23 protein-coding genes are annotated in these 26534 nt (G+C 73.2%); 9 read left to right on the forward strand and 14 right to left on the reverse strand.

Going from position 1 to position 26534, the window contains the following annotated elements; genetic code table 11:
- Nucleotides 1-38: 38 nt before the first annotated feature.
- The 3 genes from M6G08_RS10260 to M6G08_RS10270 all read right to left on the reverse strand — a co-directional run bounded on the left by M6G08_RS10260 (nucleotide 39) and on the right by M6G08_RS10270 (nucleotide 6030).
- Nucleotides 39-725, reverse strand: a complete 687-nt coding sequence (locus M6G08_RS10260) for an HAD family acid phosphatase (protein ID WP_272586860.1) — start codon at nucleotides 723-725, stop codon at nucleotides 39-41.
- Between the two features lie 136 nt (nucleotides 726-861).
- Entirely contained in the window at nucleotides 862-3435 is a 2574-nt protein-coding gene (locus M6G08_RS10265) for an NACHT domain-containing protein (RefSeq protein ID WP_272586861.1), read from the reverse strand.
- Between the two features lie 9 nt (nucleotides 3436-3444).
- The gene (locus tag M6G08_RS10270; RefSeq protein WP_272586862.1) at nucleotides 3445-6030 is read right to left on the reverse strand and encodes an NACHT domain-containing protein; all 2586 of its coding nucleotides are present in this window, start codon (nucleotides 6028-6030) and stop codon (nucleotides 3445-3447) included.
- A 399-nt stretch (nucleotides 6031-6429) separates the two neighbouring features.
- On the opposite strand from M6G08_RS10270, the gene M6G08_RS10275 reads away from it, so the two are divergent.
- A complete protein-coding gene (locus tag M6G08_RS10275; protein WP_272586863.1) occupies nucleotides 6430-7107 on the forward strand; it encodes a M23 family metallopeptidase in 678 nt (225 codons plus the stop codon).
- Between the two features lie 10 nt (nucleotides 7108-7117).
- Here the strand turns inward: M6G08_RS10275 and M6G08_RS10280 are convergent, their stop codons facing one another.
- Nucleotides 7118-7717 carry a TetR/AcrR family transcriptional regulator gene (locus M6G08_RS10280; RefSeq protein ID WP_272586864.1) on the reverse strand — a complete coding sequence of 200 codons (600 nt, stop codon included), beginning with the start codon at nucleotides 7715-7717 and terminating at the stop codon, nucleotides 7118-7120.
- 146 nt (nucleotides 7718-7863) lie between these two features.
- Here M6G08_RS10280 and M6G08_RS10285 point away from each other — a divergent pair, with 146 nt between their 5' ends.
- Complete coding sequence (locus M6G08_RS10285; RefSeq protein ID WP_272586865.1) at nucleotides 7864-9465, forward strand: MDR family MFS transporter; 1602 nt, start codon at nucleotides 7864-7866, stop codon at nucleotides 9463-9465.
- A gap of 169 nt (nucleotides 9466-9634) precedes the next feature.
- The gene (locus tag M6G08_RS10290; protein ID WP_272586866.1) at nucleotides 9635-9865 is read left to right on the forward strand and encodes a hypothetical protein; all 231 of its coding nucleotides are present in this window, start codon (nucleotides 9635-9637) and stop codon (nucleotides 9863-9865) included.
- Nucleotides 9866-9882: 17 nt separating this feature from the next.
- Here the strand turns inward: M6G08_RS10290 and M6G08_RS10295 are convergent, their stop codons facing one another.
- Nucleotides 9883-10299 (reverse strand): ATP-binding protein, encoded by a 417-nt coding sequence (locus M6G08_RS10295; RefSeq protein WP_443048775.1) that lies wholly within the window; start codon nucleotides 10297-10299, stop codon nucleotides 9883-9885.
- Between the two features lie 95 nt (nucleotides 10300-10394).
- On the opposite strand from M6G08_RS10295, the gene M6G08_RS10300 reads away from it, so the two are divergent.
- Both M6G08_RS10300 and M6G08_RS10305 read left to right on the forward strand, forming a co-directional pair.
- The gene (locus M6G08_RS10300; RefSeq protein ID WP_272586867.1) at nucleotides 10395-11243 is read left to right on the forward strand and encodes a helix-turn-helix domain-containing protein; all 849 of its coding nucleotides are present in this window, start codon (nucleotides 10395-10397) and stop codon (nucleotides 11241-11243) included.
- A complete protein-coding gene (locus M6G08_RS10305) occupies nucleotides 11203-11472 on the forward strand; it encodes a DUF397 domain-containing protein (protein WP_272586868.1) in 270 nt (89 codons plus the stop codon). The genes M6G08_RS10300 and M6G08_RS10305 overlap by 41 nt, the downstream gene beginning before the upstream one ends.
- Nucleotides 11473-11533: 61 nt before the next feature.
- Here the strand turns inward: M6G08_RS10305 and M6G08_RS10310 are convergent, their stop codons facing one another.
- The 6 genes from M6G08_RS10310 to M6G08_RS10335 all read right to left on the reverse strand — a co-directional run bounded on the left by M6G08_RS10310 (nucleotide 11534) and on the right by M6G08_RS10335 (nucleotide 16450).
- Nucleotides 11534-11674: a hypothetical protein gene (locus M6G08_RS10310; RefSeq protein ID WP_272586869.1), complete on the reverse strand. Its 141-nt coding sequence runs from the start codon at nucleotides 11672-11674 to the stop codon at nucleotides 11534-11536.
- Between the two features lie 223 nt (nucleotides 11675-11897).
- Nucleotides 11898-13265 (reverse strand): two-component system sensor histidine kinase CseC, encoded by a 1368-nt coding sequence (cseC, locus tag M6G08_RS10315; protein WP_272586870.1) that lies wholly within the window; start codon nucleotides 13263-13265, stop codon nucleotides 11898-11900.
- A 24-nt stretch (nucleotides 13266-13289) separates the two neighbouring features.
- Nucleotides 13290-13994, reverse strand: a complete 705-nt coding sequence (cseB, locus tag M6G08_RS10320; protein ID WP_272586871.1) for a two-component system response regulator CseB — start codon at nucleotides 13992-13994, stop codon at nucleotides 13290-13292.
- 120 nt (nucleotides 13995-14114) lie between these two features.
- Nucleotides 14115-14780, reverse strand: a complete 666-nt coding sequence (locus tag M6G08_RS10325; RefSeq protein WP_272586872.1) for a hypothetical protein — start codon at nucleotides 14778-14780, stop codon at nucleotides 14115-14117.
- Nucleotides 14768-15301 (reverse strand): SigE family RNA polymerase sigma factor, encoded by a 534-nt coding sequence (locus M6G08_RS10330; protein ID WP_043371941.1) that lies wholly within the window; start codon nucleotides 15299-15301, stop codon nucleotides 14768-14770. The genes M6G08_RS10325 and M6G08_RS10330 overlap by 13 nt, the downstream gene beginning before the upstream one ends.
- Nucleotides 15302-15502: 201 nt before the next feature.
- Nucleotides 15503-16450 carry an iron-sulfur binding domain-containing protein gene (locus tag M6G08_RS10335; protein WP_272586873.1) on the reverse strand — a complete coding sequence of 316 codons (948 nt, stop codon included), beginning with the start codon at nucleotides 16448-16450 and terminating at the stop codon, nucleotides 15503-15505.
- A 427-nt stretch (nucleotides 16451-16877) separates the two neighbouring features.
- Between M6G08_RS10335 and M6G08_RS10340 the strand changes: the two genes are divergently transcribed.
- Both M6G08_RS10340 and M6G08_RS10345 read left to right on the forward strand, forming a co-directional pair.
- Nucleotides 16878-18671 (forward strand): sensor histidine kinase, encoded by a 1794-nt coding sequence (locus tag M6G08_RS10340; protein ID WP_272586874.1) that lies wholly within the window; start codon nucleotides 16878-16880, stop codon nucleotides 18669-18671.
- The gene (locus M6G08_RS10345) at nucleotides 18668-19333 is read left to right on the forward strand and encodes a response regulator transcription factor (protein WP_272586875.1); all 666 of its coding nucleotides are present in this window, start codon (nucleotides 18668-18670) and stop codon (nucleotides 19331-19333) included. The genes M6G08_RS10340 and M6G08_RS10345 overlap by 4 nt, the downstream gene beginning before the upstream one ends.
- A gap of 6 nt (nucleotides 19334-19339) precedes the next feature.
- On the opposite strand, the gene M6G08_RS10350 is transcribed toward M6G08_RS10345, so the two are convergent.
- Nucleotides 19340-19981: a phosphatase PAP2 family protein gene (locus tag M6G08_RS10350; protein ID WP_272586876.1), complete on the reverse strand. Its 642-nt coding sequence runs from the start codon at nucleotides 19979-19981 to the stop codon at nucleotides 19340-19342.
- Between the two features lie 174 nt (nucleotides 19982-20155).
- Between M6G08_RS10350 and M6G08_RS10355 the strand changes: the two genes are divergently transcribed.
- The gene (locus M6G08_RS10355) at nucleotides 20156-21001 is read left to right on the forward strand and encodes a hypothetical protein (RefSeq protein WP_272586877.1); all 846 of its coding nucleotides are present in this window, start codon (nucleotides 20156-20158) and stop codon (nucleotides 20999-21001) included.
- Nucleotides 21002-21032: 31 nt separating this feature from the next.
- Here the strand turns inward: M6G08_RS10355 and disA are convergent, their stop codons facing one another.
- Nucleotides 21033-22157 carry a DNA integrity scanning diadenylate cyclase DisA gene (gene disA, locus M6G08_RS10360; RefSeq protein WP_217248019.1) on the reverse strand — a complete coding sequence of 375 codons (1125 nt, stop codon included), beginning with the start codon at nucleotides 22155-22157 and terminating at the stop codon, nucleotides 21033-21035.
- Nucleotides 22158-22238: 81 nt separating this feature from the next.
- Nucleotides 22239-23648 (reverse strand): DNA repair protein RadA, encoded by a 1410-nt coding sequence (gene radA, locus M6G08_RS10365; protein ID WP_272586878.1) that lies wholly within the window; start codon nucleotides 23646-23648, stop codon nucleotides 22239-22241.
- Between the two features lie 1027 nt (nucleotides 23649-24675).
- On the opposite strand from radA, the gene M6G08_RS10370 reads away from it, so the two are divergent.
- Complete coding sequence (locus tag M6G08_RS10370; RefSeq protein WP_272586879.1) at nucleotides 24676-26526, forward strand: BACON domain-containing protein; 1851 nt, start codon at nucleotides 24676-24678, stop codon at nucleotides 26524-26526.
- The last annotated feature ends 8 nt before the right edge of the window (nucleotides 26527-26534 follow it).

Genomic DNA, 26534 nt, shown 5'->3' on the forward strand with positions numbered 1-26534 from the left:
GAGCTCGTTCGACCAGGGGAGGAGCCTATCGGGCGGCGTCAGGACAACTGGCCGCCGTAGTCCGGGAGCTTGAACGTCCGCTCGGCGTGGCCGCCCGACAGGTCGGTGGCGCTGTTGCCGATGTTCGCGATGATCGTGTAGCCCTTGGACTCGATCTCGGCGCGCTGTTCCGTCTTGTACTCGGCGACGTCCCGGAACAGGTCGAGGAAGCCTCGCACGTACAGGCCGGAGGACTCGTACCCGGCGTGGTCGAGGTTCCACTCGGTGGGCGCCTCGATGATGCCGGGGCGGGCGGTCACGAAGAACAGGGCGACGCCGTGCTCCTGGGCGTACTGGGCGGCCTCCAGGACCGGCCGGTTGGCGGGCTGCGGGTAGCTGAAGCCGAAGTCGGTCTCCAGCGAGGTGTTGTCGATGTCGAGGACGATCGCCTGCTTCTCGCCGGGCGCGGCGTCGGCGATGCGCTCCTTGAGGTAGGGCAGCGCCTGGTCCATCACCGCCCGGCAGTCGCGCTGCCAGGTGTCGTAGTCGACGTCGGCCGCGGCAGCGGCGACCGTGGTGACGGCCGGCTGCTCGGCGGGAGCGGAGGGGGCGGCCACGGCGGGCGTGACCGTCACCGAGAGGGCCGCCGCGGTCACGGCGGCGGCACCGACGGCGCGCTGCCACGTGCGCCGAGCCTGGCCGGTCTCCGTGGAGGCCTGTCTGGTCTGTCCGTTCTGTTCGGTCATGGGGGGTTGGGGTCCTCTCATGCCTGCGCGGATGCCTGACGGCACCAAGTTGTCGCGTGCATGTTCGCCCGAACAAGTGGCGGGACGGCAACGATTGGGTTACTGAGCAGTAGTCAGCTGGGTGCGGGAGTCGCCGTCAGGCCGTGATCTCCACCCCGTCCGGCACGTTCCGCACCCGCGGCAGCCGCGGATTGACCCGCAGTACCCGCAGCCGGGGGAAGCCGGACAGCCAGGAGAGGTCCGTGTCGGGCAGCTCCGCGTTCAGCCAGAGGTGGGTCAGCTGCTCGGGGATCAGCCCCGCCAGCAGTTCCTCGGCCCGCATCACGCCGGCCACCTGGATGCGCGGGCGTCCGCCGAGCCCGCGCAGCGCCGCCAGCTCGGCGGCGTCGGAGACCGGGAAGTAGAGGCCGTCCGGGTCCAGGTGGGCGATGATCTCCTCGGCGTACCGCTCGGTGTCGAAGTGCCGCCAGCCCCGGGCCAGTTCGGCGCGGACCGGCAGGGCCGACCGGGAGCGCAGCCGGACGAGGTAGTCGATCGCGGCGTCGTCCTCCACCCGGGTCGCGGTGATCGCGAGCAGCAGCGCCTGGCGGTCGTCGGGGACCTGCCCCGGGTCCGGCAGCAGTTCCAGCACGATGGGGCCGACCCAGCCGAGGCCCCGGGCGGCGAGCTCCGTCGTCGGGCGCACCAGGTTCTTCGTCCGCTCGTGCACCAGTTGCTGCACCGCGGGGTCGAGTTCGGTGACGTGCTCCAGGCAGGCCGCGGCCATCAGCCGGCGGTGGTTGACCTGCGGGCGGCGCAGCCCTGGCGCGGCGGCGAGCAGCCGGTCCAGGAAGTGCGCGCACTCCTCGGGGCGGGCGTGGGCGGCGGCCATCCGGATGACCTCCTCCCACTCGGGCTGGTGGGCGTGGTCGACCAGGGTGGGAAAGCGGCCCCGCGCCACGATCTCCTTGGCGGCCAGGTAGTCCTGAAAGGTGCGGTGGACGAAGTCGACGGACTCGCCCGACCGTTCCCGCAGCAGCCCGGTGCGGTGCAGCAGATGGTCGAAGATCTTCGCTCCGTCGCCCTGCGCGCGGGCGGCCGGCATGGCGGGCAGCGCGGCGTCCAGGATGCCGACCGCCCGCTCGCGGGTCAGCTCGGAGGCGTCCTCCTCCAGCATGGCGTGGGCCAGCTTCTGCAACAGCCGCTCCCTGGTGCTCTGCTGGAGCCGCACGTCGTCGGCGTACAGCACGTCCCGTTCGGGGTCGCGGCGCTGGAGCAGCATCTCCAGGGCGGCGTCGTACAGCTCCTTGCGGCCGCTGGGCAGGGAGCCGGACCGGTCGCGGTTCAGGGCGCAGATCAGGCCGCACATCAGCGGGTTGGTGGCGAGCTGGCGCAGCTCGCGGTAGATGCGTACGGAGTGCAGGAGGCGCTGCTCGTACTCGTCCAGGGCGCCGCGCTCCCGCGGCCCGCGCGACCGGCTCTGCTCGTCGAGGCGGGCCGCCGAGTGCCAGTCGCGGATGAACCGCGTCACCTGCTCCCGCGACATGGGCGCGAGCGACAGTTCGACGAAGTCCTCCTCGGCCAGCCCGCCCCCCGACAGCCAGCCGTCGGAGACGGCGGACGGCCGGGAGGTGACCAGGCAGCCGTTGCCGGAGAAGACCCGCAGCAGCCGCCGCAGCCGGTCGCGCAGCTCGGCCCGCGTCTTCTCGGGCGCCTCGTCGATGCCGTCGACCAGCAGCAGCGCCCGGCCCGCGAGCAGGGTGCGCACCACCCAGCCCTCCGGAGCCCGGCCGGCGAGCGGGTGCCGGACCGCGTGCAGGAAGTCGTCCGGCGCGGGGAAGCCCTCCCGGGCGAACCGGCGTACGGGGAGCACGAAGGGGACCCGGGAGCCCTCCCGGGCGGCGGCCACCGCCAGCCACTGCACCAGCGTCGTCTTGCCCGAACCGGCGCCGCCGCGCAGCAGCACCCGCTCGTGGTCCTCCAGGGCACGGTCGGCCAGCAGCACGGTGCGCTGCTCGTCCTCGTCGCCGCCCACGCCGCCGCTGCGCTCCTCCGCCTCCAGGCTGAGATAGGTCTCCTCCAGCGGCCAACGGTCGGGCGCGTTGGGGAAGTCCACGCCGACGATGGTCAGCCAGCCGTGCCGTCGGGCCACCCACTGGGCGTACTCGGCCTCGAACGCCGCGTCCTCCTCGGACCGCTCGGGCTGCCGCGCCGCCGCCTCCGCGTCCGCCAGGTCGACGAGCTGGGCGATCCGGCTGGCCCGGCCCGGCAACTGCCGCTGGAGGTGCGGCGAGCGGCGCACCAGGTGGTGCAGGACGTGCAGGCACACGGAGACCAGCAGCGCGTCGTGGAACCAGGCGGCGTCCGGCGACAGCCCCCGGTCCGCGCCCTGCACCGCGCCCCGCAGGCGCCGCGCGTAGCCCTGCGGCCCGAGCCGTACCGCGTCGGCGTCGGTGACGTCCACCTCGGCGATCGCGAGCAGGGTGCGGGCCAGGACGTCGACGACCGACGCCAGTTCGGCGGCGGGCGCGGTGTGCCGCTCGGCGGCGAGGTGGACGAGGTCGGCGGCGGTGCGGTGGACGTCGTCCGGCGTGGCCGACGCGCCCCGGCCGTGCCAGGTGACGAGGCCGGGGACCGGTTCGGAGAACACGGGCGGCCGGGAGGGGGCGCGGAAGAGTCCGCGGACGAGGGGCGCGGCGAGGTGGGAGGGCGTGCGGACGGCGGAATCCATGGATACGGCTTACCCCTGGGGTCGGGAGGACGAGTCGTTCGCGGTGATCTGGAGCTTCACCCCTCCCGGCACCTGCCGGGCCACGGCGGGGTCCGTGTCCGACAGCACGGTGACGGTGCGCAGGCCGGGGAAGGCGGCGAGCCAGGCCAGCCCTTCCACGGGGTGGGTCGCGTCCAGCGTCAGGTGGAGGAGGCGGTCGGCGACGATCAGTTCGGTCAGGTCCTCGACCCGGTAGGCGCCGCGGACGTGGATGTGTTCCCAGCCGCCGAGCGAGCGCAGGGTGCGCAGGTCCTCGACCGTGGACACGCCGACGGCCCACTGCCTGGGCAGATGGGCGAGGACCTCGCGGGCGTACCGTTCCCGGTCGAAGGTGTGCCAGGCGGCGGCGAGGGACTGCTGCACGCCGGCACCGCGGTGATCGCGGAAGCGGCACAGGAACTGCAGCGCCGCCTCGCTGCCCACGCCGACCGCCGTGTGCACCACGCGGGCCGCCAGGCCGAGGTCCGCCTCCTCCGGGCCCGGCAGCAGCCCCAGCACCAGGTCGCCTCCGGCGCGCGCCAGTTCCAGCGCCGCGTCGAAGGTCTTCGGCGGCACGTGGGCGAGCAGCCCGGCCTCGACCCGTTTGCGCACCGCCGGGTCGACTTCCGCCACGTACTGGAGCCCGGCGGCCGCCAGCAGACTGCCGCGCGGGTGGCTCAGCTCCGTCAGCCGGCCCAGTACGTACTCCGCCTCCCTGGGCCGGGCGTGTGCGAGGGCGAGCAGGACGACGTCCTCCCAGTCGTCCAACTCCGCGTGGTTGACCAGCAGGTCGAAGTCCATCTCCTGCACGGCCAGCCGGGCACCCAGATAGTCCCGGAAGGTGCGGTGCAGGAAGTCCACCCGTCCCTCGGCCGGCTCGCGGAGCAGTCCGGAGCGCAGCAGCAGCGCGCGGTAGACCTCCTCCCCGCCGGTGTCCGCCAGGCCCAGTGCCGGCAGCGAGCGGCCGATGAGCTGCAGGGCCTCGGCCCGGTCCATCTCCTGGCGGCCGTTGCGGATCAGCCACCACGCCAGCTTCTGCAGCAGCTGCACCTGGGTCGAGTACGGCAGCCGCGGCCCCTCGGAACCGGGCAGTTCACGCTCCCGGTCGCGGCGTTCCAGGAGCATGGTCAGGGCGGCCTCGTACAGGGACTTGCGGTCCTGCGGCAGGAAGCCGCGGCGGTCGCGGTGCAGGGCGCACAGCATGCCGCACATCAGCGGGTTGGTGGCCAGCCGGTTCAGTTCGGACGTGCTCCGCACCGACCTCAGCAGCGACTCGCCGACCGACTCCCGCGCGTCGGCCGCGCGGTGCCAGCGGCGTACGAAGGTGGCGACGTCGTCCTGGGACATGCGGGCGAGGGAGTGCTCGCCGAAGCCCTCGGCGGCCAGCCAGTCCTCCGGTACGGCCGAGGGGCGGGAGGTGACCAGCCACAGGTTGCCGGGAAAGGCCCGCACCAGTTCGCGCAGCCAGCGCCGGGCGGCGGCGCGGCGGTCGCCGGCGATCTCGTCGATGCCGTCCACCAGCAGCACGCCGCGCCGGGCCCGCAGCACGCGCTCGGCCCACCCCGGCGGCTGCTCCCCGGCCACGGGGGCGCCCACCGCCCGCAGGAAGTCGCCGGGGAAGGGCAGCTCCGCCCCCGGCCGGACGATGCGGCGCATGGGCAGCACGAAGGGCACCCGCCCGATGAGGTGGGTGAGCCCGTGGTCGTAGGCGCGGCTCGCCGCCGTCACCGCGAGCCACTGCACGAGGGTCGTCTTCCCGGAACCGGCGGCGCCGCGGAGGAAGACCTGCTCCTGCCCGGCGAGCAGCCGTTCGGCGGCCACCGTCAGGTACTCCGGGTCGCGGCGGCCCTCCCGCCCCGCGTGCGGCCGGGTCGCCTCCAGACTCAGGTAGGCCGCGTCCAGCGGCCACTCCCGCGTACCGGCGTCCAGCCCGTAGATGGTGAGGGTGCCGTAGCGGGCGGCGACGTGGTCCGCGTAGCGCTCCTCGAACCCGGCGTCCTCGGCCGACTGGGACGGCAGCCGTTCCAGCAGTACGTCGACGGCCCGGACCAGCCGGGCCAGCTGCTGGGTCTGGACGGTCTGCTGGCGGGCCACGTAGGTGGAGCGCTGGGTGAGGAAGTTCAGGATGTGCAGCGCGGCGGTGTGCAGCAGCCGCTCGTACAGGAGCGTCCCGCTCTCGCCCAGGCCGTACGGGTCGAGCGGCACGCCCGTGCGCAGCTCGCGGGCGAAGCGCTCCGGGCCGAGCCCGACGGCCTGGTAGTCCTCGATGGTGATCTCGCCGAGCCGGGCGAAGGTGCGGGCCAGCGCGTCCGTGACGGCGCGGGCCTCGTCGGGACCGACGGGCCGCTCGTCCGGCCCGGCCGCCCGCAGCGCCCGGCGGACCAGCTCCCCGGCGACCTTGTCGACGTCCTTCGGCGTGACGCCGCGCTTCTCGCCCCGGAAGGACACCAGCGCCGATATCCGCACCGGCCGGTCGACGAGCCCGGCACCGGGGCCGTCCCGGACGAAGAGCCTGCGGACGAGCGGAACCACCGCGCTGGACGCGACACGGGCCCCGAGTGCTGTGACGTCGACCATGTTCCGAGCCTAGGTGAACGGCCTTGTGCGGGGGGCGGGTTAAGGGTGACGGGAGTAGCCCGGGTCACATTCGAGGGGTCATCGAGGACCGCCGCCGGTGATGTGCCGCACAGGGCTTCCGGGGCGTACTACGGGGAATAGTGGACGCCTCAAGAACTACGAAAACGGACATACCTCCGCGAAGAGATGGCCGATTTGCGGGGCTCTGGCCTGGTTTTGTCCGAATCGGGAGTTGTGTCAAGAGGTGGGAAGTATCGTGCTGAAGTACTAGATAGGGTCGTAGGTCACACCATTGTGCGGTTTGGGCTGGTCGGGTTACCAAGGTTGAGCCCGCCCGGTGAGCGCCTCGAGCGTCCCGCCGGAGGGGCTTTCCTCTGTTCCCGTCCCCATGAGGTTCGAATGTTCCCGCGTGTCACGTCCCGTGTTTCCCGTACGACCGTCCGCACCCGCGCCGCGGTGATGGCCGCCGGCCTCGGAGCCTCGGTCGCACTGGGGGCCGGGGTCGCGGCAGCCACCGGCACCACGGCGGCTTCCAGCACCTCCACCGCGGCGAGCGCCGTCGAGGCCCAGGCCGCGGCGCAGGCCAAGGCGGCGAAGGCCGAGAAGGCCGCCGCCAAGACCGCCACCGCCAAGAAGACGGCCACCAAGAAGAAGGCCGCCTCCTGGGTCGACCCGGTGAAGAACTACAAGCTCACCGCCAGCTTCGCGCAGAACGGCGGCATGTGGGCCAGCAAGCACAGCGGCCAGGACTTCGCCGTGCCGATCGGCACCAACGTCGTCGCCACCCACGGCGGCACCGTCGTCAAGGCCGGCGGCAACGGCGCCGGTGACGGCCCCGCCTACGGCAACGCGATCGTGATCAAGCACGGCAACGGCACGTACTCCCAGTACGCGCACCTGTCCAAGATCAACGTGAAGGCCGGCCAGATCGTGAAGACCGGCCAGTCCATCGCGAAGTCCGGCAACACCGGCAACTCCAGCGGCCCGCACCTGCACTTCGAGATCCGTACGACCCCGAACTACGGCTCGGCGGTGGACCCGGTCTCCTTCCTGCGCTCCAAGGGCGTGACGGTCTGAGGACCGAGGGTCACGTACCCGTAGCACCCCGGTGCGCCTGAGTCACCAGATCGGTGGCGACCTCGAGGACGGCCGCGCGCTTGTCCTCGGGGTCGCCCGCCAGGTCGTTCAGGACGAACATCCCGGCGTGCAGCGTGAAGAGCGCACTCACACAGCGGACCTGGTCGGCCAGGTCCGCTTCGGGGTCTATCAGGATGTCCCGCAGACCGAGCATGCGGCTCTTGAACATCTCGCCGATGCGCAGGTCCCGCACGGTCGCCTGGTTCTCCTGCATGAAGCGGAAGAGCGGGCCCGCGGCCGCCAGCGCGTCGCTGTAACGGCGGATGATCTCCTGCTTGGTCTCCAGCGTGTGCGGCTGCTCCCGCCCCCACTCGATCAGGTCCTCCATCGGCCGGACCAGACCCTCGAAGACGCTGACCAGGATCTCTTCCTTGGTCTTGAAGTGGTAGTAGAGCGCCGCCTTGGTGACGTCCAGCCGCTCGGCGATCTCGCGCAGCGAGGTCTTCTCGTACCCCTGCTCGGCGAAGAGCGCGAGCGCCACGTCCTGGATGCGCCGGCGGGTGTCCCCGCGGCGTCGCTGCTGCTTGGTGCTGTCCATCGTGCCGCCCATCCTCCTACGCACCTCCCGCTCCGCGCACTTTCCAAAAACTTACTTGACGCCCGGCTAGTTACGCCTCTACCTTCCCGAGTGTAGTCAACTTGCCGGTCGGCAAGTAAGCGGGCGAGCGACAGCGGTAGCTGGGGGAGTGAAGGTCCATGGCGGACGCACCGGCGGCAGGGGCCGTCGAAACGGGCGGCGGCAAACAGCCGAGGAGCGTGCGGGTGGTCCTGCTCGCGCTCATGATCGCGATGATGCTCGCGATGCTGGACAACATGATCATCGGTACCGCGATGCCGACGATCGTGGGCGAACTCGGCGGCCTGGAGCACCTCTCCTGGGTGGTCACCGCCTACACGCTCGCGACCGCGGCCTCCACCCCGCTGTGGGGCAAGCTCGGCGACCTGTACGGGCGCAAGGGCGTCTTCATGACGTCCATCGTCATCTTCCTGATCGGCTCCGCGCTCAGCGGCATGGCGCAGGACATGGGCCAGCTCATCGGCTTCCGCGCCGTCCAGGGCCTCGGCGCCGGCGGTCTGATGGTGGGCGTCATGGCGATCATCGGCGACCTCATACCGCCCCGGGAGCGCGGCAGGTACCAGGGCATGATGGCCGGCGTCATGGCGCTGGCCATGATCGGCGGACCGCTGGTCGGCGGCACCATCACCGACCACTGGGGCTGGCGCTGGTCCTTCTACATCAACATCCCGCTCGGCGCGATCGCGCTGGTCGCCGTCAGCGCCGTGCTGCACCTGCCGAAGAAGCGCGGCCAGGCCCGGATCGACTATCTCGGCGCCGCGCTGCTGACCGTCGGCATCACCGCGATCGTGCTGGTCACCACCTGGGGCGGCACCGAGTACGCCTGGACCTCCGCGCGGATCATGGAGCTGATCGGCATCGGCGTCGCCGCGCTGGTCGGCTTCGTGTTCTGGCAGACCAAGGCCGCCGAGCCGATCGTGCCGCTGCACATCTTCCGCAGCCGCAACTTCACGCTGATGTCGCTCATCGGCTTCATCGTGGGCTTCGTGATGTTCGGCGCCACCCTCTTCCTCCCGCTGTACCAGCAGGCGGTGCAGGGCGCCTCGGCCACCAACTCCGGGCTGCTGCTCCTGCCGATGCTGGGCGCGATGCTCGTCACGTCGATGGTCGCCGGGCGGATCACCACCAACACCGGCCGCTACAAGGTCTTCCCGGTGGCGGGCGGCGCGCTGATGACGGCGGGGCTCTTCCTCCTCTCCCTCATGGACACCGACACCAGCCGCGTCACCTCCGGGCTGTACATGGCCGTCGTCGGTCTCGGCATGGGCTGCCTGATGCAGATCACCATGCTGGTGGCGCAGAACAGCGTGGAGATGAAGGACATGGGCGTCGCCTCCTCCTCCACCACCCTCTTCCGCACCCTGGGCTCCTCCTTCGGCGTGGCGATCATGGGCGCGATCTTCAACCACCGGGTCCAGGACGTCATGTCCGAGCGCGCCGGAGCGGCCGGCTCCCAGGTGACCGAGCAGTCGGCGACGCTGACCAAGGAGGCGCTGGACCTGCTTCCGGCGACGGCCCGCGAGGCCTACCAGCACGCGGTCTCCTCCGGCACTCACGGAGCGTTCCTGCTCGGCGCCGCGGTGGCGGTGCTCGCGCTGGTCGCGGCGGTCTTCGTGAAGGAGGTCCCGCTGAAGGGCGCGGGCCCGCGGGCGGCGGACGGCCCGGCCGACGGGGACGACGACACGGCGGCGAAGAAGGCACCGGTGACCGAGGCGGTGTGACGCCCCCTGCCCTGCTCTGCCCGCCGGAAGGTCCCCGGGTGGTTCCGACCCCCGGGGACCTTCCTCGTGGGCTGTGTTCACCCCGCCGCGCGGCCGGTAGCGTGGCGGGACGAGCGCCGTTCCCGCAACACCGCTCCGGTACGGCTCCGCACTCGCGAGGAGGTCGCCCATGAAGCGCTCCGGTGTCCGCGCCCTCGTCCTCACCGCGGGCGTCGCCGCGCTGGTGGCCACCGTCGTCGTACTCCGGCAGGACACGTCCGAGGACCCCGCATCTCCCGCCGAGTCCGGGAGCGGCACATCGTCCTTCGAAGTCCAGCAGAATCAGCGCGAGGTGGAGAGGTACTGGACCGAGCGCCGCATGGCGGAGGCCGAACCGGCACCCATGCCGCACGAGGAGTGACCCCACCGGCCCGGGGATCAGTCACGGCCGCACTCGAACCACACCGTCTTGCCCCGCCCGTCGGCGTACGGCGTGACGCCCCACCGGTCGGCCACCGCCCCGACGATCACGAGCCCCCGCCCGCCCTCGCCCAGTACGTCGACGGCCGCCGCCACCGGCAGCTCCGGGCAGCCGTCGGCGACCTCCACGCGCACGCCGCCCGGGTACAGCAGGAAGCACACGCGGCAACGACGGCCGGGCACGTGCCGTACGACGTTGGCGACCAGCTCCGTGAGCGCCAGCTCGGCGGCGTCGGCCACGTCCCGCAGGCCCGAGCGGACGAGGTACAGCCGCAGCACGCGGCGCAGATGGCGGGCCGAGTGCGCGCCCATGGCGAACTCGGCGTGGTACTGGCTCTCAACGTCCGCCGCCTGCGGACCGGTTACGTGATTCACGCCACAAGGCTGCGACGCCCTGCGTACGCTCGACTACGCACAGGAGCGAACGCCGTGAGGTGTTGCCGTCCGCAGTCCCGGAGTGAGGTGCCGCAGTGGCCAACATCCAGTCCCTTGACCCGACCGCTTCCCCCCTCGACTACTACGGCTACGAACTGCGCCGCCAGCGCGAGGCCCACGGCCTCAAGCAGGGCCAGCTCGGCGAGATCATCTTCTGCACCGGATCGCTGATCGGCCAGATCGAGACCACGAAGAAGGTCCCGACGCGGGACTTCTCCGAACGGGTGGACGCCGCGCTGGGCACGGACGGGCTGTTCTCGCGGCTGATCGGCCTGGTGCTGCGCAGCCAACTGCCCACGTGGTTCCAGCCGTACGCGGAGATGGAGGCGAAGGCGGCGTACATCTCGACGTACCAGGCGCAGCTGGTCTACGGGCTGTTGCAGACGGAGGAGTATGCGCGGGCGGTGCTCGCCACCGGCATGCCGGACGACTTGGAAGGCCTGCTGGCCGCCCGAATGGAACGACAGCGCATTCTGGAGCGTGAACAGCCGCCGCTGACCTGGGTGGTGCTGGACGAGGCGGTACTGCACCGGCCGATCGGCGGGCGCGAGGTCATGCGGCGGCAACTGGCCCGGCTGTTGGAGTTCGCCGGTCACCGGTGGATGCATGTGCAGGTGCTGCCGAACGAGGCGGGGGCCCACGCGAGTCTGGACGGGGCGTTCACCACCATGCGCTTCGACGACAACCCGGACATCATCTACACGGAGGACCTCATCTCCGGCCACATGACGGCCAATTCCGAGACCATCAGGGAAGCCGCTCTCCGTTACGCTCGCTTGCAGGCTGCTGCCCTCTCCGTGGAGGATTCGGCGGAACTGATCATGCGGGTGATGGAGGAACGCTATGGACACGGCTCCCAGCCAGAGGAACAGCCAGTGGCGTAAGTCCAGTTACAGCGGAAGTACCGGCGGCGAATGCGTCGAGTGCACCGTCACCGGCGGCGCCGCCTGGCGCACCTCGACTTACAGCGGTCCTAACGGAGGTGACTGCGTCGAGGTCGCCGACAACTGCCCCGCCGGTGCCGTCCCCGTGCGGGACAGCAAGAACCCGGCCGGTCCGGTCGTCACCGTCGGGGCCAGCGCCTGGCAGGCCTTCGTCGCCAACCTCCACTAGCCCCCCAACTGTCATCGAGCCGCTCATTCGAGCAGCTCGATGACACTCACCCTCGGACTGCTCACGCCCGCGAGACAGGCATGACCAGCGTGCTCGTGAAGTCGACGGCTCCTTCGCGCTGGTAGAAGCGCAGGGCGCGGTCGTTGCCCGCGCACGGCTCCGACAAGGGCCTGTCCGACCCCGGCACCGCGAGCCTCGTCATCGACCACGAGGGTTTCCAGCACGCCGACCCGGTCCCCCCACTGCCACGACCCGGGGGCGTCCAGGACGCGGACGAACCGTGCCGAGCGCCGCCAAGTGCGCCGCTTCCCGACTGTGGTGGGCCAGAAGCTGCCCCCACAGATGCTCAAGGCGGTCCAGCTCGGAAGCAACAAGGACGTCGATCACGGGATTCATGCCGGGAAGCCCAGCCAGCGCCGCAGCCCCTAGGCCCCGCCCACCCGGTCCGGCAGCATCGGGTGGCTCCCGGTGTTCGTCGGCGCGTGCTCCGGCAGCCAGAGCACGGCGACCGCGCCCTCGGAGGGTACGTGCTCGGGTGCCCCGGCGGGCCGGACGTTGCGGAAGGTGAGGCGGGCCCCCAGGACCCGGGCCTGGCCGGCCGCGATGGTCAGGCCCAGCCCGTGTCCCCGCCCGGCCCGGTCCGCCGCGCCGGTGCGGAAGCGGCTCGGTCCCTCGGCGAGCAGGTCCTCGGGGAAACCCGGCCCGTGGTCGCGGACCCGGATCACCCGCCCCTCGACGCTGACCTCGACGGGCGGACGGCCGTGCCGGGCGGCGTTGGCGAGCAGGTTGAACAGCACGCGCTCCAGGCGCCTCGGGTCGGTGGTGACCTCCGACTCGTGCACCACGTGGACGGCGACGGCGGGATCCTTGGCCGCCACCCGCCGGGTCACGAAGGCGCCCAGCATGATGTCCTGCAGCTCGGCCCGCTCCGAGGCGCCGTCGAGCCGGGCCACCTCCAGGACGTCCTCCACCAGCGTGCGCATCGCCTTGGCCCGGTCCAGCACCAGCTCGGTCGGCCGCCCGGGCGGCAGCAGCTCGGCCGCCGTCAGCAGTCCGGTCACCGGCGTACGCAGCTCGTGCGCGATGTCCGCGGTGACCCGGCGCTCGGCGTCCAGCCGCTTCTGCAGGGCGTCCGCCATCGCGTCCACCGCGCTCGCGAGGTCGTCCGTCTCGTCCCGTACGACGCCGCCGATGGCGTCCCGCACGCGTACGTCCGGCTCGCCGTTGGCGACCTCGTTCGCGGCGGCGGCGGCCTTGCGCAGCCGGCGCGAGAGCTGGCCGCCGATGAGCACGCCGAGCGCGCTGCCGCCGAGGACGACCGCGATGGAGCCGATGACCAGGGCCTGGTCCAGGTCCTTGAGGATGTCGGCGCTGCGGTCGGTGAAGCCGGAGTGCAGGGACATCACGTGCCCGTCCTTGAGCGGCACGGCGGCCCAGATGTCCGTCACCCCGTCCCGCTCCGAGACGTACGTCGCCCGCCGCCCGGCCTCGACCTTGCGGCGCAGCTCCGGGGGCAGGTCGGGGTCGTCGATCTTGGCGTTGGGGAAGTTCTGCCGCCCGGACAGCTCGTAGTTGCGCTGGGCGATCAGGACCCGGTCGTCCGCGAGGTCGCGGGCGTTGTCCAGCATCGAGACCCGCGCCGCGTTGTGCACGACCAGGCTCAGCGCGACCGCGACCAGCGCGCCGACCAGCGCGATCGCCGCGCTGAGCTTCCAGCGCAGCCCGCTGCGGATGCCGAGCGTACGGATGCCTGGCGTGCGGACGCCCTGCCCGCGTCGGAAGAACCCCCGCATGTCCCTGTGTCCCGCCGTCCCCGCTCAGGCCTTCAACTTGTAGCCGAAGCCGCGGACCGTCTCGATCCGGTCCTGGCCGATCTTGGTGCGCAGCCGCTGCACGTGGACGTCGACGACGCGGGTGTCCCCGCCCCAGCCGTAGTCCCACACGCGCTCCAGCAGCTTGTCCCGGGAGAGCACCGTGCCCGGCGCCGAGGAGAACTCCAGCAGCAGCCGCATCTCGGTGGGGGTGAGTGCCACCGGCCGTCCGGCCCGCCGCACCTCCATGCCCTCGGTGTCGACCTCCAGCTCGCCGAAGGTGAGCACACCCCCGGTGTCCGGGCCGCTCCCCGCGTCCGCCCGGTCGCCGCCGCCCGCGTGCCCGAAGCGGCGCAGCACCGCACGGATCCGGGCGACCAGCACGGCCCCGTCGAACGGCTTGGTCACGTAGTCGTCGGCGCCCGCCTCCAGGCCGAGCACCACGTCGATGGAGTCCGCCCGCGCCGACAGCATGATCACCGGCACGGTCGACTCGTCCCGGATGCGGCGGCACAGACTGACGCCGTCGAGGCCGGGCAGCATGACGTCGAGGAGTGCGATGTCCGGGCGGTCACTCCGGAACGCCTCCAGTCCCGACAACCCGTCGGGCATCGCGGTGACCGCGAAGCCGTCCCGCTCCAGGGCGAGCTGCGTGGCCTCGCGGATGACGTCGTCGTCCTCGACGAACAGGACGTGGGTCTGGTCTGCCATCCCGGTGCTCTCAGTCCTCGTGTGCGGTCACTCGGTAGACGCGGCGAGCGCGCACCGCGTTCATTCCCCCCGGTGTTTCACGTCTTCATCGGTTCGGGCCGCCCGACCGGTTCGGCCGGCTCAGTTGTCCGGTTCCGGAGCCGGAGTGGGCACGCTTCCCACCGCGTTGCTGTAGTCGTTGTGGGTGCGGTACTCCTCGGTGAACCGGTCCGACGCCCAGGCGTACGTGATCACGATCTGGCTGGACGGACTCGACACCGTGTCGCCCTTCTCGTACACCTGCTTGGACACCACCAGGTCACCGCGGTCGATCTCCGCGTAGACCGGGGGCTCCTCGGCCTGGAACACATTCTGGTACGCGCCGCCCTCCTCGCGGTACACGTAACTGCCCACACCGACGCCGTCGGCACACGTCAGCACGTTGACCACGACGTCCTCGGCCGACCCGCCGGTCAGCTTCCCGTAGGAGACGTCGACGGGGTACTGGTCGCCGGCGCACGGCTTCAGCTCGCGCTTGACCTCGGCGGAGACCTTCGGGTCGGTCTTCACGAGCCGCACCGCGTCCACGCGCTTGGGAACCTTCGAGGGGGAGGCCACGGGGGAGGGGGAGGCGGCGCCCTCCACCGCCTCCGCGTGGGCGGGTCCCTCGTCACGGGCGCCGGTACCGCCGGCCCCGCAGCCGGACAGGGAAACGCCGAGGGCGACGAACGCGGCCACCGCCGCACTCGCCGCCTGCGTGCCGTTCCTCGCCCCGCCGGGTGATCGACCGTTGGTCAGGCCGCGCAACGCTCCCGCTCCTCACGCTCCAGCGCCCGCGCGTCCAGATCGCGGGCGACCAGCTCCTCGCGGAGCCGGGCGAGCGCTCGGTGCAGCGTGCTCTTGACCGTTCCCGCCGACATGCCGAGGGCGGCGGCGGTCTCCTCCGTTGACATCTGCTCCCAGTGTCGCAGCACCACGACACTGCGCTGCTTCGGGGCGAGCACCTTCATGACGTCCATCAGCAGGGCGCGGTCCGCGTGCTGCTCGGTGGAGTCGTCCACGCAGGACTCCGGGAGCTGCTCGGTCGGCACCTCCTCCAGCTTCCGCGCCCGCCACCACTCGGTCCGCGTGTTGATCATCACCCGGCGCAGGTAGGCGTCCGCGAGCCGCTTGTCCTCGATGGTCGACCAGCGGCGGTACGTCCGCGCCAGCGCGGTCTGCAGCAGGTCCTGGGCGTCGACGGGGTCCGGGACCAGGCGCCGGGCGCTGCGCAGCAGCGCGTCCTGCCGGGTGCGGACGTACTCCTCGAACTCGAGCACCTCGCCCATGTCAACCGCCTTCCGATCCCCGTACTCCGACGGTGGTCACCGCCGGAAACGAAGTTAGGGAAGCGTTGTCACGGCGCTGTGCGAAGGACCCTGCGGCAATCCCTCGGCTGTCCGTCGGTTGTGTAACGGAAGGAGGAAACGGACAAATTTTCGCGTCGCTTGCGGGTGAGTCACCCAGTCGTGCCGGTGTTACGGGCGGCGTCAGCCCACCGGCAGCCGGTACAGCCCGTCGGCCAGCGGTTCCACCAGGCCGTCGGAGACGAGGCCGTCCAGGGCGCGGGCGCGCTGCACCGGCTCGTGCCACACCTGGTCGAGCGCTGCCTGCGGCACCGGTCCCGGCGCCTCGCGCAACACCGCGAGCAGCCGTCCGCGCACCTGCCGGTCGGTGCCCGCGTACGTCTGCCCGCGTCGCGGCGGCCCGTCGTGCGCGGGCTTGCCGGCCAGCCGCCAGGCGCACCGGCCGGAGATCGGGCAGCGGTGGCAGGACTCGTTCTTCGCCGTGCACACCAGGGCGCCCAGCTCCATCGAGGCGGCGGCCCAGCGGGCGGCGACGCCCTCGTCGTCCGGCAGCAGCGTGCGCGCCAGCTTCCGTTCGGCCGCGGTGGTGGCGTTCGGCGGGTACTGCACCCCGGTGACCGCGCGGGCGAGGACCCGGCGGACGTTGGTGTCCAGTACGGCGTGCCGCTGACCGTAGGCGAAGGAGGCGACCGCGGCGGCCGTGTACTCGCCGATGCCGGGCAGCGCCAGCAGCTGTGCGTGGTCCGACGGCACGTCGCCGCCGTGCCGTTCCGTTATGGCCGCGGCGGCGCCGTGCAGGCGCAGGGCGCGACGCGGGTAGCCGAGCCGGCCCCAGGCCCGGACCGCCTCGCCGGGTGCCTCGGCGGCGAGGTCGGCGGGGCGCGGCCAGCGGGCCAGCCACTGTTCGTAGACGGGCAGGACGCGGTTCACCGGCGTCTGCTGGAGCATGAACTCACTGACCATCACGCCCCAGGCACCGGCCTCGGGACGCCGCCACGGCAGATCGCGGGCGTGCTCGGCGAACCAGTCGACGACGGGGGCGTGCAGCGGCCCGCCGGACGCGGCGGCGGGGGCCGGGGGCGCGGCGGGGTCGGAGGGGCCGTTGTGCGAGGGCTTCGTGGGCGCAGTCATGACCCTCCGATCCTGCCACGGAAGGACCGCCGCACGGGCGCATCGCCACCCGGCGGCGGTGCGTCCATGGGCACGACACCTGACGATCGGCAGGGGCGCCGCCCTGCCCGCCGCTTGTAGCGTCGGGCCCATGGAAGGAACCCGCCCGGCCGACGCCCCGGCACCCGCCGCCGACACACCCCCGGCCCGGGCCGCCGACCCCGCCTCCCCTGCTGGGGCCGCCCCTGCCCCCGGCGCCGGTGATGCGTCCTCGGTCCGGACCGTGGGTCCCGTCATCGCCCCCGTTCCCGGCGCCGCCGATGCGCCGCGCGTCGGGGCCGCGGGTCCCGCCGCCTTTGCCGGGGCTGTTCCTGGTCCAGGCGCCGGTGATGCGTCCCCGGTCCGGACCGTGGGTCCCGCCGTCGCTGCCCGGGTTGCTCCCGGTCCCATGACTGATGCGGCCCGCGTCCCGGCTGCGGACCTCGCCACGTCTGCCGGCGCTGCCCCCGGCCCCGGCCCCGGCGCCAGTGATGCGTCCCCCGGCTGGGCCCAGGGCCCCGCCACCGCTGGCGAGGCTGCCGGGACCACTGTCGCCGCCACCACCGCTGCCGGAACCACCGCTGCCGGCCTCGGTCTCGTTCCGCTCGGCAGGGGTGTCCTCCTCTGGGCCGTCCTCGCGCTGCCCGCCGTCACCGCCGACCGGCTCGGGATGAACGAGCCGCGGCCCCTGTGGCAGCAGCTGGCCGGGCTGGGGGTGCTCGCCGTCGCCGCCGCGCTCTCCCGCCGGCGGCCGCTCGTCTCCTTCACGCTCACCGCGGCCCTGGGCCTGACCGCCGCCCCGGCCCTGTTCACCGTCTCCTACGGTCCCGCCCTCGGCGTCTTCGCCCTCCTGCTGGGCCTGCGCGCCCAGCGGGCCCGCCCCGCGGTGGCCGCCTTCGTCGCCGTCGGCCTCGTCGGCACGGCGCGGATCGCGCTCGTCGGGGCCGACCCGCCGCCCGAGTGGCTGGTCCTGACGGGCACGCTGCTCTTCGGCTGCGTCTTCCCCTGGCTCTGCGGACGCTACTGGCGCCAGAGCCGGGAGCTGGCCGAGGCCGGCTGGCTCAGGGCGGCCCGGCTGGAGGACGAGCAGCGGCACGCCGAGGAACGGGCCAGGCTGCGCGAGCGGGCCCGGATCGCCCAGGACATGCACGACTCCCTCGGCCACGAACTGAGCCTGCTCGCCCTGCGCGCCGCCGCCCTGCAGGTCTCGCCCGGCCTCACCACCGACCACCGGGCCGCCGCGGCCGACCTGCGCGCCGCCGCCGCGGACGCCACCGACCACCTGCACCGCATCATCGGCGTACTGCGCGAGGACGACGAGCCGGCCCCGCTCGCCCCCGCCGGGGAGAGCATCGAGGACCTCGTCGTCAGGGCCGCCGAGTCGGGCCTCCCCGTACGCGTGGAGCGGCCCAGGGGCACCGCCGCAGCCCCGGAACCCGGCGGCGTCGCCGGACGCCTCCTGCACCGCGCCGTGCGCGAGGCACTCACCAACGCGGCCCGCCACGCGCCGGGCGCCCCCGTCGTCGTGGCGGTGGGAAGCCAGACCCACGGCACGACCGTCACCGTCACCAACGGACCGGCCACCGAGGAGGCGGCCCCGACCCGGGGCGGCTCGGGCCTGCTCGGGCTGCGCGCCGCCGTCGCCTCGGTCGGCGGCGACTTCTCGGCCGGCCCGCACGGGGAGGGGTTCCGCGTCCGGGCGTACGTCCCCGCACAGCAGCCCACGCCCACCACCCCCGTCCTGCCGCCCCCGGCCCCCACCAGTCCCTTCCCCCGCGCCCGCCGCCGCGTCGCCCTCGGCCTGGGCGCCGCCGCCGGCACGGGCGTCGTCCTGGTCGGCGCGGCCTTCGGCTGGTACGCGTACACGGAGACGCACTCGGTGCTCACCCCGGCCGCGTACGCGCAACTGCGCCCGGGAACGCCGTACGACGAGGTCGCCCCCGTGCTGCCGGACCGCGAGGCGCACGACCCGCCCACCGACCGCGCCCCCGCACCGCCACCGGGCGCCCACTGCCGCTACTACCGGGCGAGCGGCGAACTGCTCGTCTCCATCGACCACTTCCGGCTCTGCTTCGACGCACCGGGACGGCAGGGGAAACTGATCGCCAAGGACGTGGTCCCCGGCGTCGGCCGACCGGACCAGGACCGCGTCGAGGACGCGGAGAGCGCGGAGAGCGCGGAGAACGGGGGGCCCGTACGGTGATCCGGGTACTGCTGGCCGACGACGAGGCGATGGTGCGGGCCGGCGTGCGCGCCATCCTGGCGAGCGGCGGCGAGAGCGAGGTCGTCGCCGAGGCGGGCGACGGCCGCGAGGCGGTCGAACTCGCCCGCGCCCACCGCCCCGACGTGGCCCTGCTGGACATCCGCATGCCCCGCCTGGACGGCCTCGCGGCGGCCGAGGAGATCGCCCGGACCGTCCCCGGCACGGCCGTCGCGATGCTGACCACGTTCTCCGAACAGTCCTACGTGGCCCGCGCCCTGGCCGCCGGAGCCACCGGCTTCCTGCTCAAGTCCGGCGACCCCTACGAACTGATGGCCGGCGTGCGGGCCGTGGCGGAGGGCGCGGCCTTCCTGTCCCCGAAGGTCGCCCGTTACGTCGTCGAGGACCTCGGCCGGGACGGCGGCCGCCTCGCCCGCGAGGAACGGGCTCGCGCGAGCGTCGCCCGCCTCAGCCCGCGCGAGCGCGAGGTCCTCGGCCTCGTCGGCGCCGGCCTGTCCAACCCGGAGATCGCCGCCCGGCTGCACCTCGTCGAGGGCACGGTGAAGGCGTACGTGAGCGCGGTCCTGGACCGGCTGGAGGTACGCAACCGGGTCCGGGCGGCGATCGTCGCGTACGAGGCGGGACTGGTCGCGCCGGAAGCCTGAGTCCTCTCAACGACGCCGGTGCGAGGCGGCGTACGCGGTGCCGCGGGGCCCCGTCCCGGTCAGCCACCGCACCGCAGGCGCCGACGACGCCCGCATCGCCCCGGCCAGCCGCGTCGCCGGGCGCGTGCCCAGACGTACGGCCGCGGCGGCGACCAGGGCGCCGAACAGCAGCCCGGCGACGACGTCGTGCGGGTAGTGCACGCCGACGAAGACGCGGGAGAAGGCCATCAGCAGGGCCAGCGGCACCGTCAGCCACACGGCCGCCCGCCGGACCAGGACCAGCGTCACCGCCGAAGCGCCCGCTATCGTCGCGTGGTTGCTCGGGAAGGACCAGTCGCCGGTCGGCGGGCACTCGGCCAGGGACGGCACCGCCCCGGCGACCGCCCGGCACGGACGCTCCTGCGTGAAGCCGGACTTGACCAGCTCACTGCAGACGTACGCCACAGCTGTGGCCACGGGTGCAAGGGCCGCGATCGCGAACGCCCGGGTGCCGTCGCTCCTCGACCGCCACCAGGCGACGACGAACAGCGCCCCGAACAACAGGATTCCCGCCTCCGTCCACACTTCCGCCGTGTGCTGTACCCACGTTGGGGTGTCCTGGGCGAAGCCGGTGATGTCGCGGTAGAGCTCGTCGTCCTCGAAGTTCATGCTCACGGACGGTAGGCAACTGCCCGGAGTCGTCACACCCCGCGATCGACACCCGCCGCCCCTGACGATCGGCAGGGGGTCGGGGACCGTCTCCGGAATGATGATCGGGAAAAGATCGGCCCTGAACGGCGGGTGGGACAAGGGAACGCGCCGATCTCTCGTACAGTTTGCGCCGTGGGATCTCTGCGCAATCCGATCGGGCCGCTTCCCTCCTCCATCTACTGGCGACGGAGGGCCGTACTGCTGTCCCTGCTCGCCCTGTTGGCACTGCTGATCACGTGGATCGTGGTCTCCGGTGGCGGTGACGGCGGCAAGGGCCGCGAGGACAGCGCCGACGGCAAGAACCCGGCTCCCTCGATCACCCCCGGACCGTCGGGTTCCGGCCCGGCGATCAGTGAGGCGCCGGGCGGACGCGACGAGTCGGGCGGCGAGGACTCCGGCGGAGCGGGCTCGGGCAGCGGGGGAGCGGGCGGCACCGGCAGTGGCACCGGCAGTGGCTCAGGCTCAGGCTCCTCCGGCGACGCGGGCGGCGGCAACGGCACCGGAAGCGGCGCGGGCACCGGCGGCGCGGTGACCGGAGTCGGCGCGGGCGACGCGCTGCCGGGCGGCTCGGGCCTGCCCAACTGCACTCCGGGTGCCGTGCAGTTGAGCCTGCGCAGCGTCCGCAACAGTTACACGCCGGGCCAGACACCCACCTTCGAACTGACCGCGCGCAACACCTCCGGCGCCGACTGCCAGATCGATCTCGGCCCGGAGCACGCGGTGTTGACGATCACGCCGGCCGAGGGCGACGACGCGTACTGGGCCTCCGACGACTGCGTGAAGGGCTCGGGAAGCCTGCGGTACCGGGTGGCGGCGGGCAGCGGCATCAGCTACACCGTGAAGTGGGACCGCAAGCCGAGCGCCCCCGAGTGCGGGACCCCTCCGGCGGGATCGGCGAACGCGGGCACGTACCTGGTGGAGGCGAAGGCCAAGGGCTTCGAGAAGGTGCGGACGTCCTTCGTCCTGAAGAACGACTGAGCCCGGCCCGCGACGGGGGAGCGGGAGCCGGCTAGACGTACCGCTCGAGGATCGACGACTCCGCCAGCCGCGACAGCCCTTCCCGCACGCTGCGCGCCCGCGCCTCACCGACGCCGTCCACCGTCTGCAGGTCGTCCACGCTCGCGGCGAGCAGCTTCTGCAGACCGCCGAAGTGCTCCACCAGCCGGTCGATGATCGCGCCCGGCAGCCGCGGCACCTTCGCCAGCAGCCGGAACCCGCGCGGCGACACCGCGGAGTCCAGCGTCTCGGGCGAGCCCGTGTACCCCAACGCCCGCGCCACCGTCGATAGTTCGAGCAGCTCCGCATGGCTGAGCTTGTCCAGCTCGGCGAGCGCCTCGTCGACCGTGCGGGACCGCTTCGCGGTCGGCTCGGGCACGTAGTCCCGCACGACCAGCTCCCGCTCCGGCTCGACACCGGCGATCAACTCGTCCAGCTGAAGCGCCAGGAGGCGCCCGTCCGTCCCCAGCTCGACCACGTACTCGGCGATCTCGGTCGCGATCCGGCGCACCATCTCCAGCCGCTGCGCGACCGCCGAGACGTCCCGGACGGTCACCAGGTCCTCGATCTCCAGCGCCGACAGGGTGCCCGCGACCTCGTCCAGCCGCAGCTTGTACCGCTCCAGGGTCGCCAGCGCCTGATTGGCCCGCGACAGGATGGCGGCGGAATCCTCGAGCACCCGCCGCTGCCCGTCCACGTACAGCGCGATCAGCCGCATCGACTGCGAGACCGAGACGACGGGGAACCCGACCTGCTTGCTCACCCGGTCCGCCGTACGGTGCCGGGTACCGGTCTCCTCCGTCGGAATGGTCGGGTCCGGAAGCAGCTGCACCCCCGCCCGCAGGATCTTCGACAGGTCCGACGACAGCACGATGCCGCCGTCGAGCTTGCACAGCTCCCGCAGCCGCGTCGGAGTGAACTCCACATCCAGGACGAAACCGCCGGTGCACATGGACTCGACGGTCTTGTCCGAGCCCAGCACCATCAGGCCGCCGGTGTTGCCGCGCAGGACCCGCTCCAGGCCGTCCCGCAGCAGCGTGCCGGGCGCCACCGCGCTCAGCGAGGCGCGCATCAGGCCATCGGCACCGGCACTCCCACCGGACTTTCCGGGAGCTGCTGCCCGGTCGTTGGCTGCCACTGCACTCCTCCGGTCGCAGGTTCTTCTGGCGCTCCCGTGTCGCACACTCGGTCGTACGGACGGACGAGACCAGGGCAAAGTCTACCGGCGGTCCTCCTCTTCCCGTGGGGCCTCTCGCCGACGCGAGCGCGGAAGCACCCGCAGGGCGTCACCCATGTCCGCGACTTCCAGGACCTTCATGCCGTCGGGGACCCGCCCCGGATCGGCCGGTACCAGGGCGTGCGTGAACCCCAGGCGGTGCGCCTCGGAGAGCCTGCGCTGCACGCCCGTGACCCGTCTCACCTCACCGGCGAGACCGACCTCGCCGATCGCCACGAGGTTCTTGGGCAGCGGGGTGTCACTCGCGGCGCTCGCCAGCGCCAGCGCCACCGCGAGATCGGCGGCGGGCTCGGACAGCTTCACACCCCCGACCGTCGCCGAGTAGATGTCCCGCTTCCCCAGGGCACTGATCCGCCCCCGCTGCTCCAGCACGGCCAGCATCATCGACACCCGGGAGGTCTCCAGCCCGGACGTCGTACGCCGCGGGGACGGGATCTGCGAGTCGACGGTCAGCGCCTGCACCTCGGCCACCAGCGGCCGGCGCCCCTCCAGGGTGACGGTCAGACACGTGCCGGGGACCGGCTCGGCACGCCGCGTCAGGAACAGCCCGCTGGGGTCGGCCAGCCCCGTGATCCCCTCGTCGTGCAGCTCGAAGCAGCCGACCTCGTCCGTCGTGCCGTACCGGTTCTTGACCCCTCGCACCAGCCTCAGCCGCGCGTGCCGGTCGCCCTCGAAGTGCAGCACCACGTCCACCAGGTGCTCCAGCAGCCGGGGACCGGCGATGGCCCCGTCCTTGGTGACGTGCCCCACCAGCAGCGTGGACATCCCGCGTTCCTTGGACGCCCGGATCAGCGCCCCCGCGACCTCCCGCACCTGCGCCATGCCCCCCGGCGCCCCGTCGATCTCGGGAGAGGCGACCGTCTGCACGGAGTCGAGGATCAGCAGCGACGGCTTCACGGCGTCCAGATGCCCCAGCACCGCCGCGAGATCGGTCTCGGCCGCGAGATACAGGTGATCGTCGATCGCCTTGATCCGGTCGGCCCGCAGCCGCACCTGGCTCGCCGATTCCTCACCCGTGACGTACAGCGTCCGGTGCTCGTCACTGGCCGACTTGGCCGCGACGTCCAGCAGCAGCGTGGACTTCCCGACGCCGGGCTCACCCGCGACCAGCACCACGGCACCGGGCACGAGCCCGCCGCCGAGCACCCGGTCCAGCTCGGGCACGCCGGTGGGCCGGGCGGTGGCCTGCCGCCCGTCGACCTGCCCGATCGGCAGCGCGGACGTGGTCACCCGCCCCGGCGTGGTCGTCCGTACGGCGGGCGCGCCGTACTCCTCGACCGTGCCCCATGCCTGGCATTCGGGACAGCGGCCGAGCCACTTGGCCGTCTGCCAGCCGCACTCGGTGCAGCGGTAGGACGGCCGTTCCTTGCTGGTCTTCGCACGGGCAGCCATGCACGAACCGTAACCGCCCCCACTGACAACGCGGGTACGGCCCGTCTGGAGTGGGTGCCTCACCCGGCGCGGGTGTGGGCGCCGGGGGTGGGTGTCGCGGCCCGGCGCGACGGGGTGCCTCCCCCACGTTCGGCTTCGTTCGCGCGGGAGGGGCCCCATGAGCGGGAGGGGCCCCATGAGCGGGAGGTGCCCCATGAGCGGGAGGTGCCCCCACTGCCCACCCTCCCCCCACTCTCGGCTTCGTTCGAGCGGGGGGACCCCTATCGCCCTGGGGGTACCTCCCAGGCCGTTCAGGCACTGGGGGGAGGCACAACTGCCCGCAGCTGGGCGGGACGGCGGCCCGCAGCTGGGGCAGCTGCGGCAGCTGGGCGGGACGGCGGCCCGCAGCCCGGCGGCGTGGCCCCACCGCCCGCAGCCGCGCACGATGGCGCGGCGCCCGCCCGGCGGCTGGCCGCCCCGCGCGGGCGGTCGGCCGCGTACGGCGGGAAGGGGACGTGCCGGGGGGGTGTCCGCCCCCAGCGGTTGGCGCGTCCGCGCCGCCCACCCCCGTAGCCGACCGATTCCGCGCCGTCCCGAGGACGGACACCCCCGACGCGGGCCCCGACCCACCACCAAACCCACCGCGCTACCCGCACCCCCACCGAACCCGCAGCGGCACCGCAGGCACCCCCACCCCCACCCACCGAACCCGCAGCGGCACCGCAGGCACCCCCACCCCCACCCACCGAACCCGCAGCGGCACCGCAGGCACCCCCACCCCCACCCATCGAACCCACACAGGCCGCCGCAGACACCCCACCCCCACCCACCGAACCCGCACAGGCCGCCGCAGGCACCCCACCCGCCCCACCGCCGGAGGCACCCGCAACCACCCCACCCACCACCCCGAACGGACCACCCGCCACCCCGCCCCATCCACGGAACAACAGCTTCCTGTCCCCTTATGAGGGATCGTTTCACCCGTACGGATTAAAAGTGCCCAACGCGCCAGTTCGCGCCACCCATAGCCCCCTACGGTCGCCGAGTGATGAGCAGCAGTACGGAGACCACGACCCGCACGACCGGCGCACACCGGGCGCACCGGGAAGCGCGTGACCGCACCGCGGCGCGGACGCTGGCGGAGCGGCCGCCCGCGCGCTACGACGCCCACCTGGACGGCCTGTTCACGTACTGCCTGTCCGTCCTCTGCGACCACGACGCCGCGACCGCCGCCCTGGGTGACGCACTCGCACTCGCCGAGCGCCGCACCCAGCGAAGCCACCGCGGCCACCGCGGTCCCGCCTCGGCCGCGGACCGCAGGGCCTGGCTGTACGCCCTGGCCCGCTGGGCCTGCCTGCGCAGGCTCGCCGAGGCGAAGGCAGAGGCCAAGGCCAAGCAGAAACGTCCGAGCAGCCACGCGGCCGGCCGCCCCGGCACCCACGCCCAAGACGCCGCCCCGCCCCGCCCAGGCACCCACGCCCAAGACGCCGCCCCGCCCGGCCCCGACACCCCGCACAGCGACGAGGAGCACCAGCGCCACCGCCGCGAACTCGCCCTCCTCGCCTGGCCGGAGGCCGCCGGCACCACCCCGGAGCAGCGCGAGGCCCTCGAACTCGCCGTGCGTCACCACCTCGCCGCCCACGAGGTCGCCGCCGTCCTCGGCACGGACCTGGCCGCCACCCGTGAACTGCTGGCCTCCGCCGCCTGCGAGGTGGAACGCACCCGCGCCGCCCTCGCCGTGGTCGAGACCGGCACCTGCCCGGGCGTCGCCCGCCTCACCGGCGACAACCAGTACGTACTGAGCACAGCCCTCCGCCGCGAACTGGTCCGGCACGTCGACGACTGCCCCCGCTGCCGCCGCACCGCCGAACGCGCGATCCCCGGCCGTTGGCCCGGCACCAGCGTGACCCCCGCGGAGCTGCCCGTCCTGGAGGCCCCGCGCGCGGCGCTGCACATGGCCATGGCCCACGTACCGCGCGCGCGGAGCGCGGCCCCCCGCTTCGACCGGCGCGGCTTCCCGATGGACCCCAAGGACCGCGCGGCCCGCCGGGACCGTATGCGGGCGCGCGCCGTCACCACGACCGTCGTCGCCACCGTCGTGGCGGCCCCCGTGCTCGCGCTGTGGGCCGCCTACCGCGGCACCCCGGTCGTCGAGGGCGAGGAGGGCCGCTCGGCCAGCGCCACCGAGGCCCAGGACCCCAGCGCCATGGACGGCGAGTCCGCGGGCGACGGCTACGGCTTCGAGAACACCGGCAACACCCACACCACCCCCGGCCCCCGTTTCGGCGAGAACGGCAAGGCCGACGTCTCCGTCGAGGTCGTCAGCGTCACCGGCGCCGGCGAGAAGGCCGCCGGCCACCTCGAGGTGGCGGCCGGCCACGACGGCGACACCACCCTGGTCACCCTCACCGCGACCGGAGACGCACCGGTGAGCTGGTCCGCGACCACCGGGGCGCCGTGGCTCTACCTCAGCCAGTCCTCGGGCACCCTGCACCCCGGCGAGTCACTGACGATCAAGGTGTACGTGGACCACCTGCGCGAGCCGTCCGGCCACTGGCGCGCCCGCGTGGCCGTCTCGCCCACCGGCGCGGTCGTCTCCATCCAGGGCTACGGGACGGCCCCCAGCCCCTCCCACCCGGGCCCGCGCCCCAGCACCCCCGGCGACTCCCCGCCCCCCTCCGACCCCGGTCCCGACCCGGACCCCTCCACCTCGCAGCCCCCCGACCCGACACCCACGGACGACCCCCCGCCCACCTCACCGGACCCGGACCCGACGGCCCCGACCGACGACCCGTCGCCCACCGACGGCACGGGAGACCCCGGCGCCCCGGACGGCGACCGGGACGGCTCCTCCCCACCCCCGAGCGACACCGGCGGCCCGAGCCCGACCACCTCTTAGGCACTCAT

Source organism: Streptomyces sp. M92 (assembly GCF_028473745.1).
Lineage (GTDB): Bacteria > Actinomycetota > Actinomycetes > Streptomycetales > Streptomycetaceae > Streptomyces.

What these genes read in the sequence shown, in the direction of transcription:
- M6G08_RS10260 (WP_272586860.1), bottom strand. Translation starts at nt 725, where the DNA reads ATGACCGAACAGAACGGACAGACCAGACAGGCCTCCACGGAGACCGGC.
- M6G08_RS10265 (WP_272586861.1), bottom strand. Translation starts at nt 3,435, where the DNA reads ATGGATTCCGCCGTCCGCACGCCCTCCCACCTCGCCGCGCCCCTCGTC.
- M6G08_RS10270 (WP_272586862.1), bottom strand. Translation starts at nt 6,030, where the DNA reads ATGGTCGACGTCACAGCACTCGGGGCCCGTGTCGCGTCCAGCGCGGTG.
- M6G08_RS10275 (WP_272586863.1), top strand. Translation starts at nt 6,430, where the DNA reads ATGTTCCCGCGTGTCACGTCCCGTGTTTCCCGTACGACCGTCCGCACC.
- M6G08_RS10280 (WP_272586864.1), bottom strand. Translation starts at nt 7,717, where the DNA reads ATGGGCGGCACGATGGACAGCACCAAGCAGCAGCGACGCCGCGGGGAC.
- M6G08_RS10285 (WP_272586865.1), top strand. Translation starts at nt 7,864, where the DNA reads ATGGCGGACGCACCGGCGGCAGGGGCCGTCGAAACGGGCGGCGGCAAA.
- M6G08_RS10290 (WP_272586866.1), top strand. Translation starts at nt 9,635, where the DNA reads ATGAAGCGCTCCGGTGTCCGCGCCCTCGTCCTCACCGCGGGCGTCGCC.
- M6G08_RS10305 (WP_272586868.1), top strand. Translation starts at nt 11,203, where the DNA reads ATGGACACGGCTCCCAGCCAGAGGAACAGCCAGTGGCGTAAGTCCAGT.
- M6G08_RS10310 (WP_272586869.1), bottom strand. Translation starts at nt 11,674, where the DNA reads ATGACGAGGCTCGCGGTGCCGGGGTCGGACAGGCCCTTGTCGGAGCCG.
- cseC (WP_272586870.1), bottom strand. Translation starts at nt 13,265, where the DNA reads ATGCGGGGGTTCTTCCGACGCGGGCAGGGCGTCCGCACGCCAGGCATC.
- cseB (WP_272586871.1), bottom strand. Translation starts at nt 13,994, where the DNA reads ATGGCAGACCAGACCCACGTCCTGTTCGTCGAGGACGACGACGTCATC.
- M6G08_RS10330 (WP_043371941.1), bottom strand. Translation starts at nt 15,301, where the DNA reads ATGGGCGAGGTGCTCGAGTTCGAGGAGTACGTCCGCACCCGGCAGGAC.
- M6G08_RS10335 (WP_272586873.1), bottom strand. Translation starts at nt 16,450, where the DNA reads ATGACTGCGCCCACGAAGCCCTCGCACAACGGCCCCTCCGACCCCGCC.
- M6G08_RS10340 (WP_272586874.1), top strand. Translation starts at nt 16,878, where the DNA reads ATGACTGATGCGGCCCGCGTCCCGGCTGCGGACCTCGCCACGTCTGCC.
- M6G08_RS10350 (WP_272586876.1), bottom strand. Translation starts at nt 19,981, where the DNA reads ATGAACTTCGAGGACGACGAGCTCTACCGCGACATCACCGGCTTCGCC.
- radA (WP_272586878.1), bottom strand. Translation starts at nt 23,648, where the DNA reads ATGGCTGCCCGTGCGAAGACCAGCAAGGAACGGCCGTCCTACCGCTGC.
- M6G08_RS10370 (WP_272586879.1), top strand. Translation starts at nt 24,676, where the DNA reads ATGAGCAGCAGTACGGAGACCACGACCCGCACGACCGGCGCACACCGG.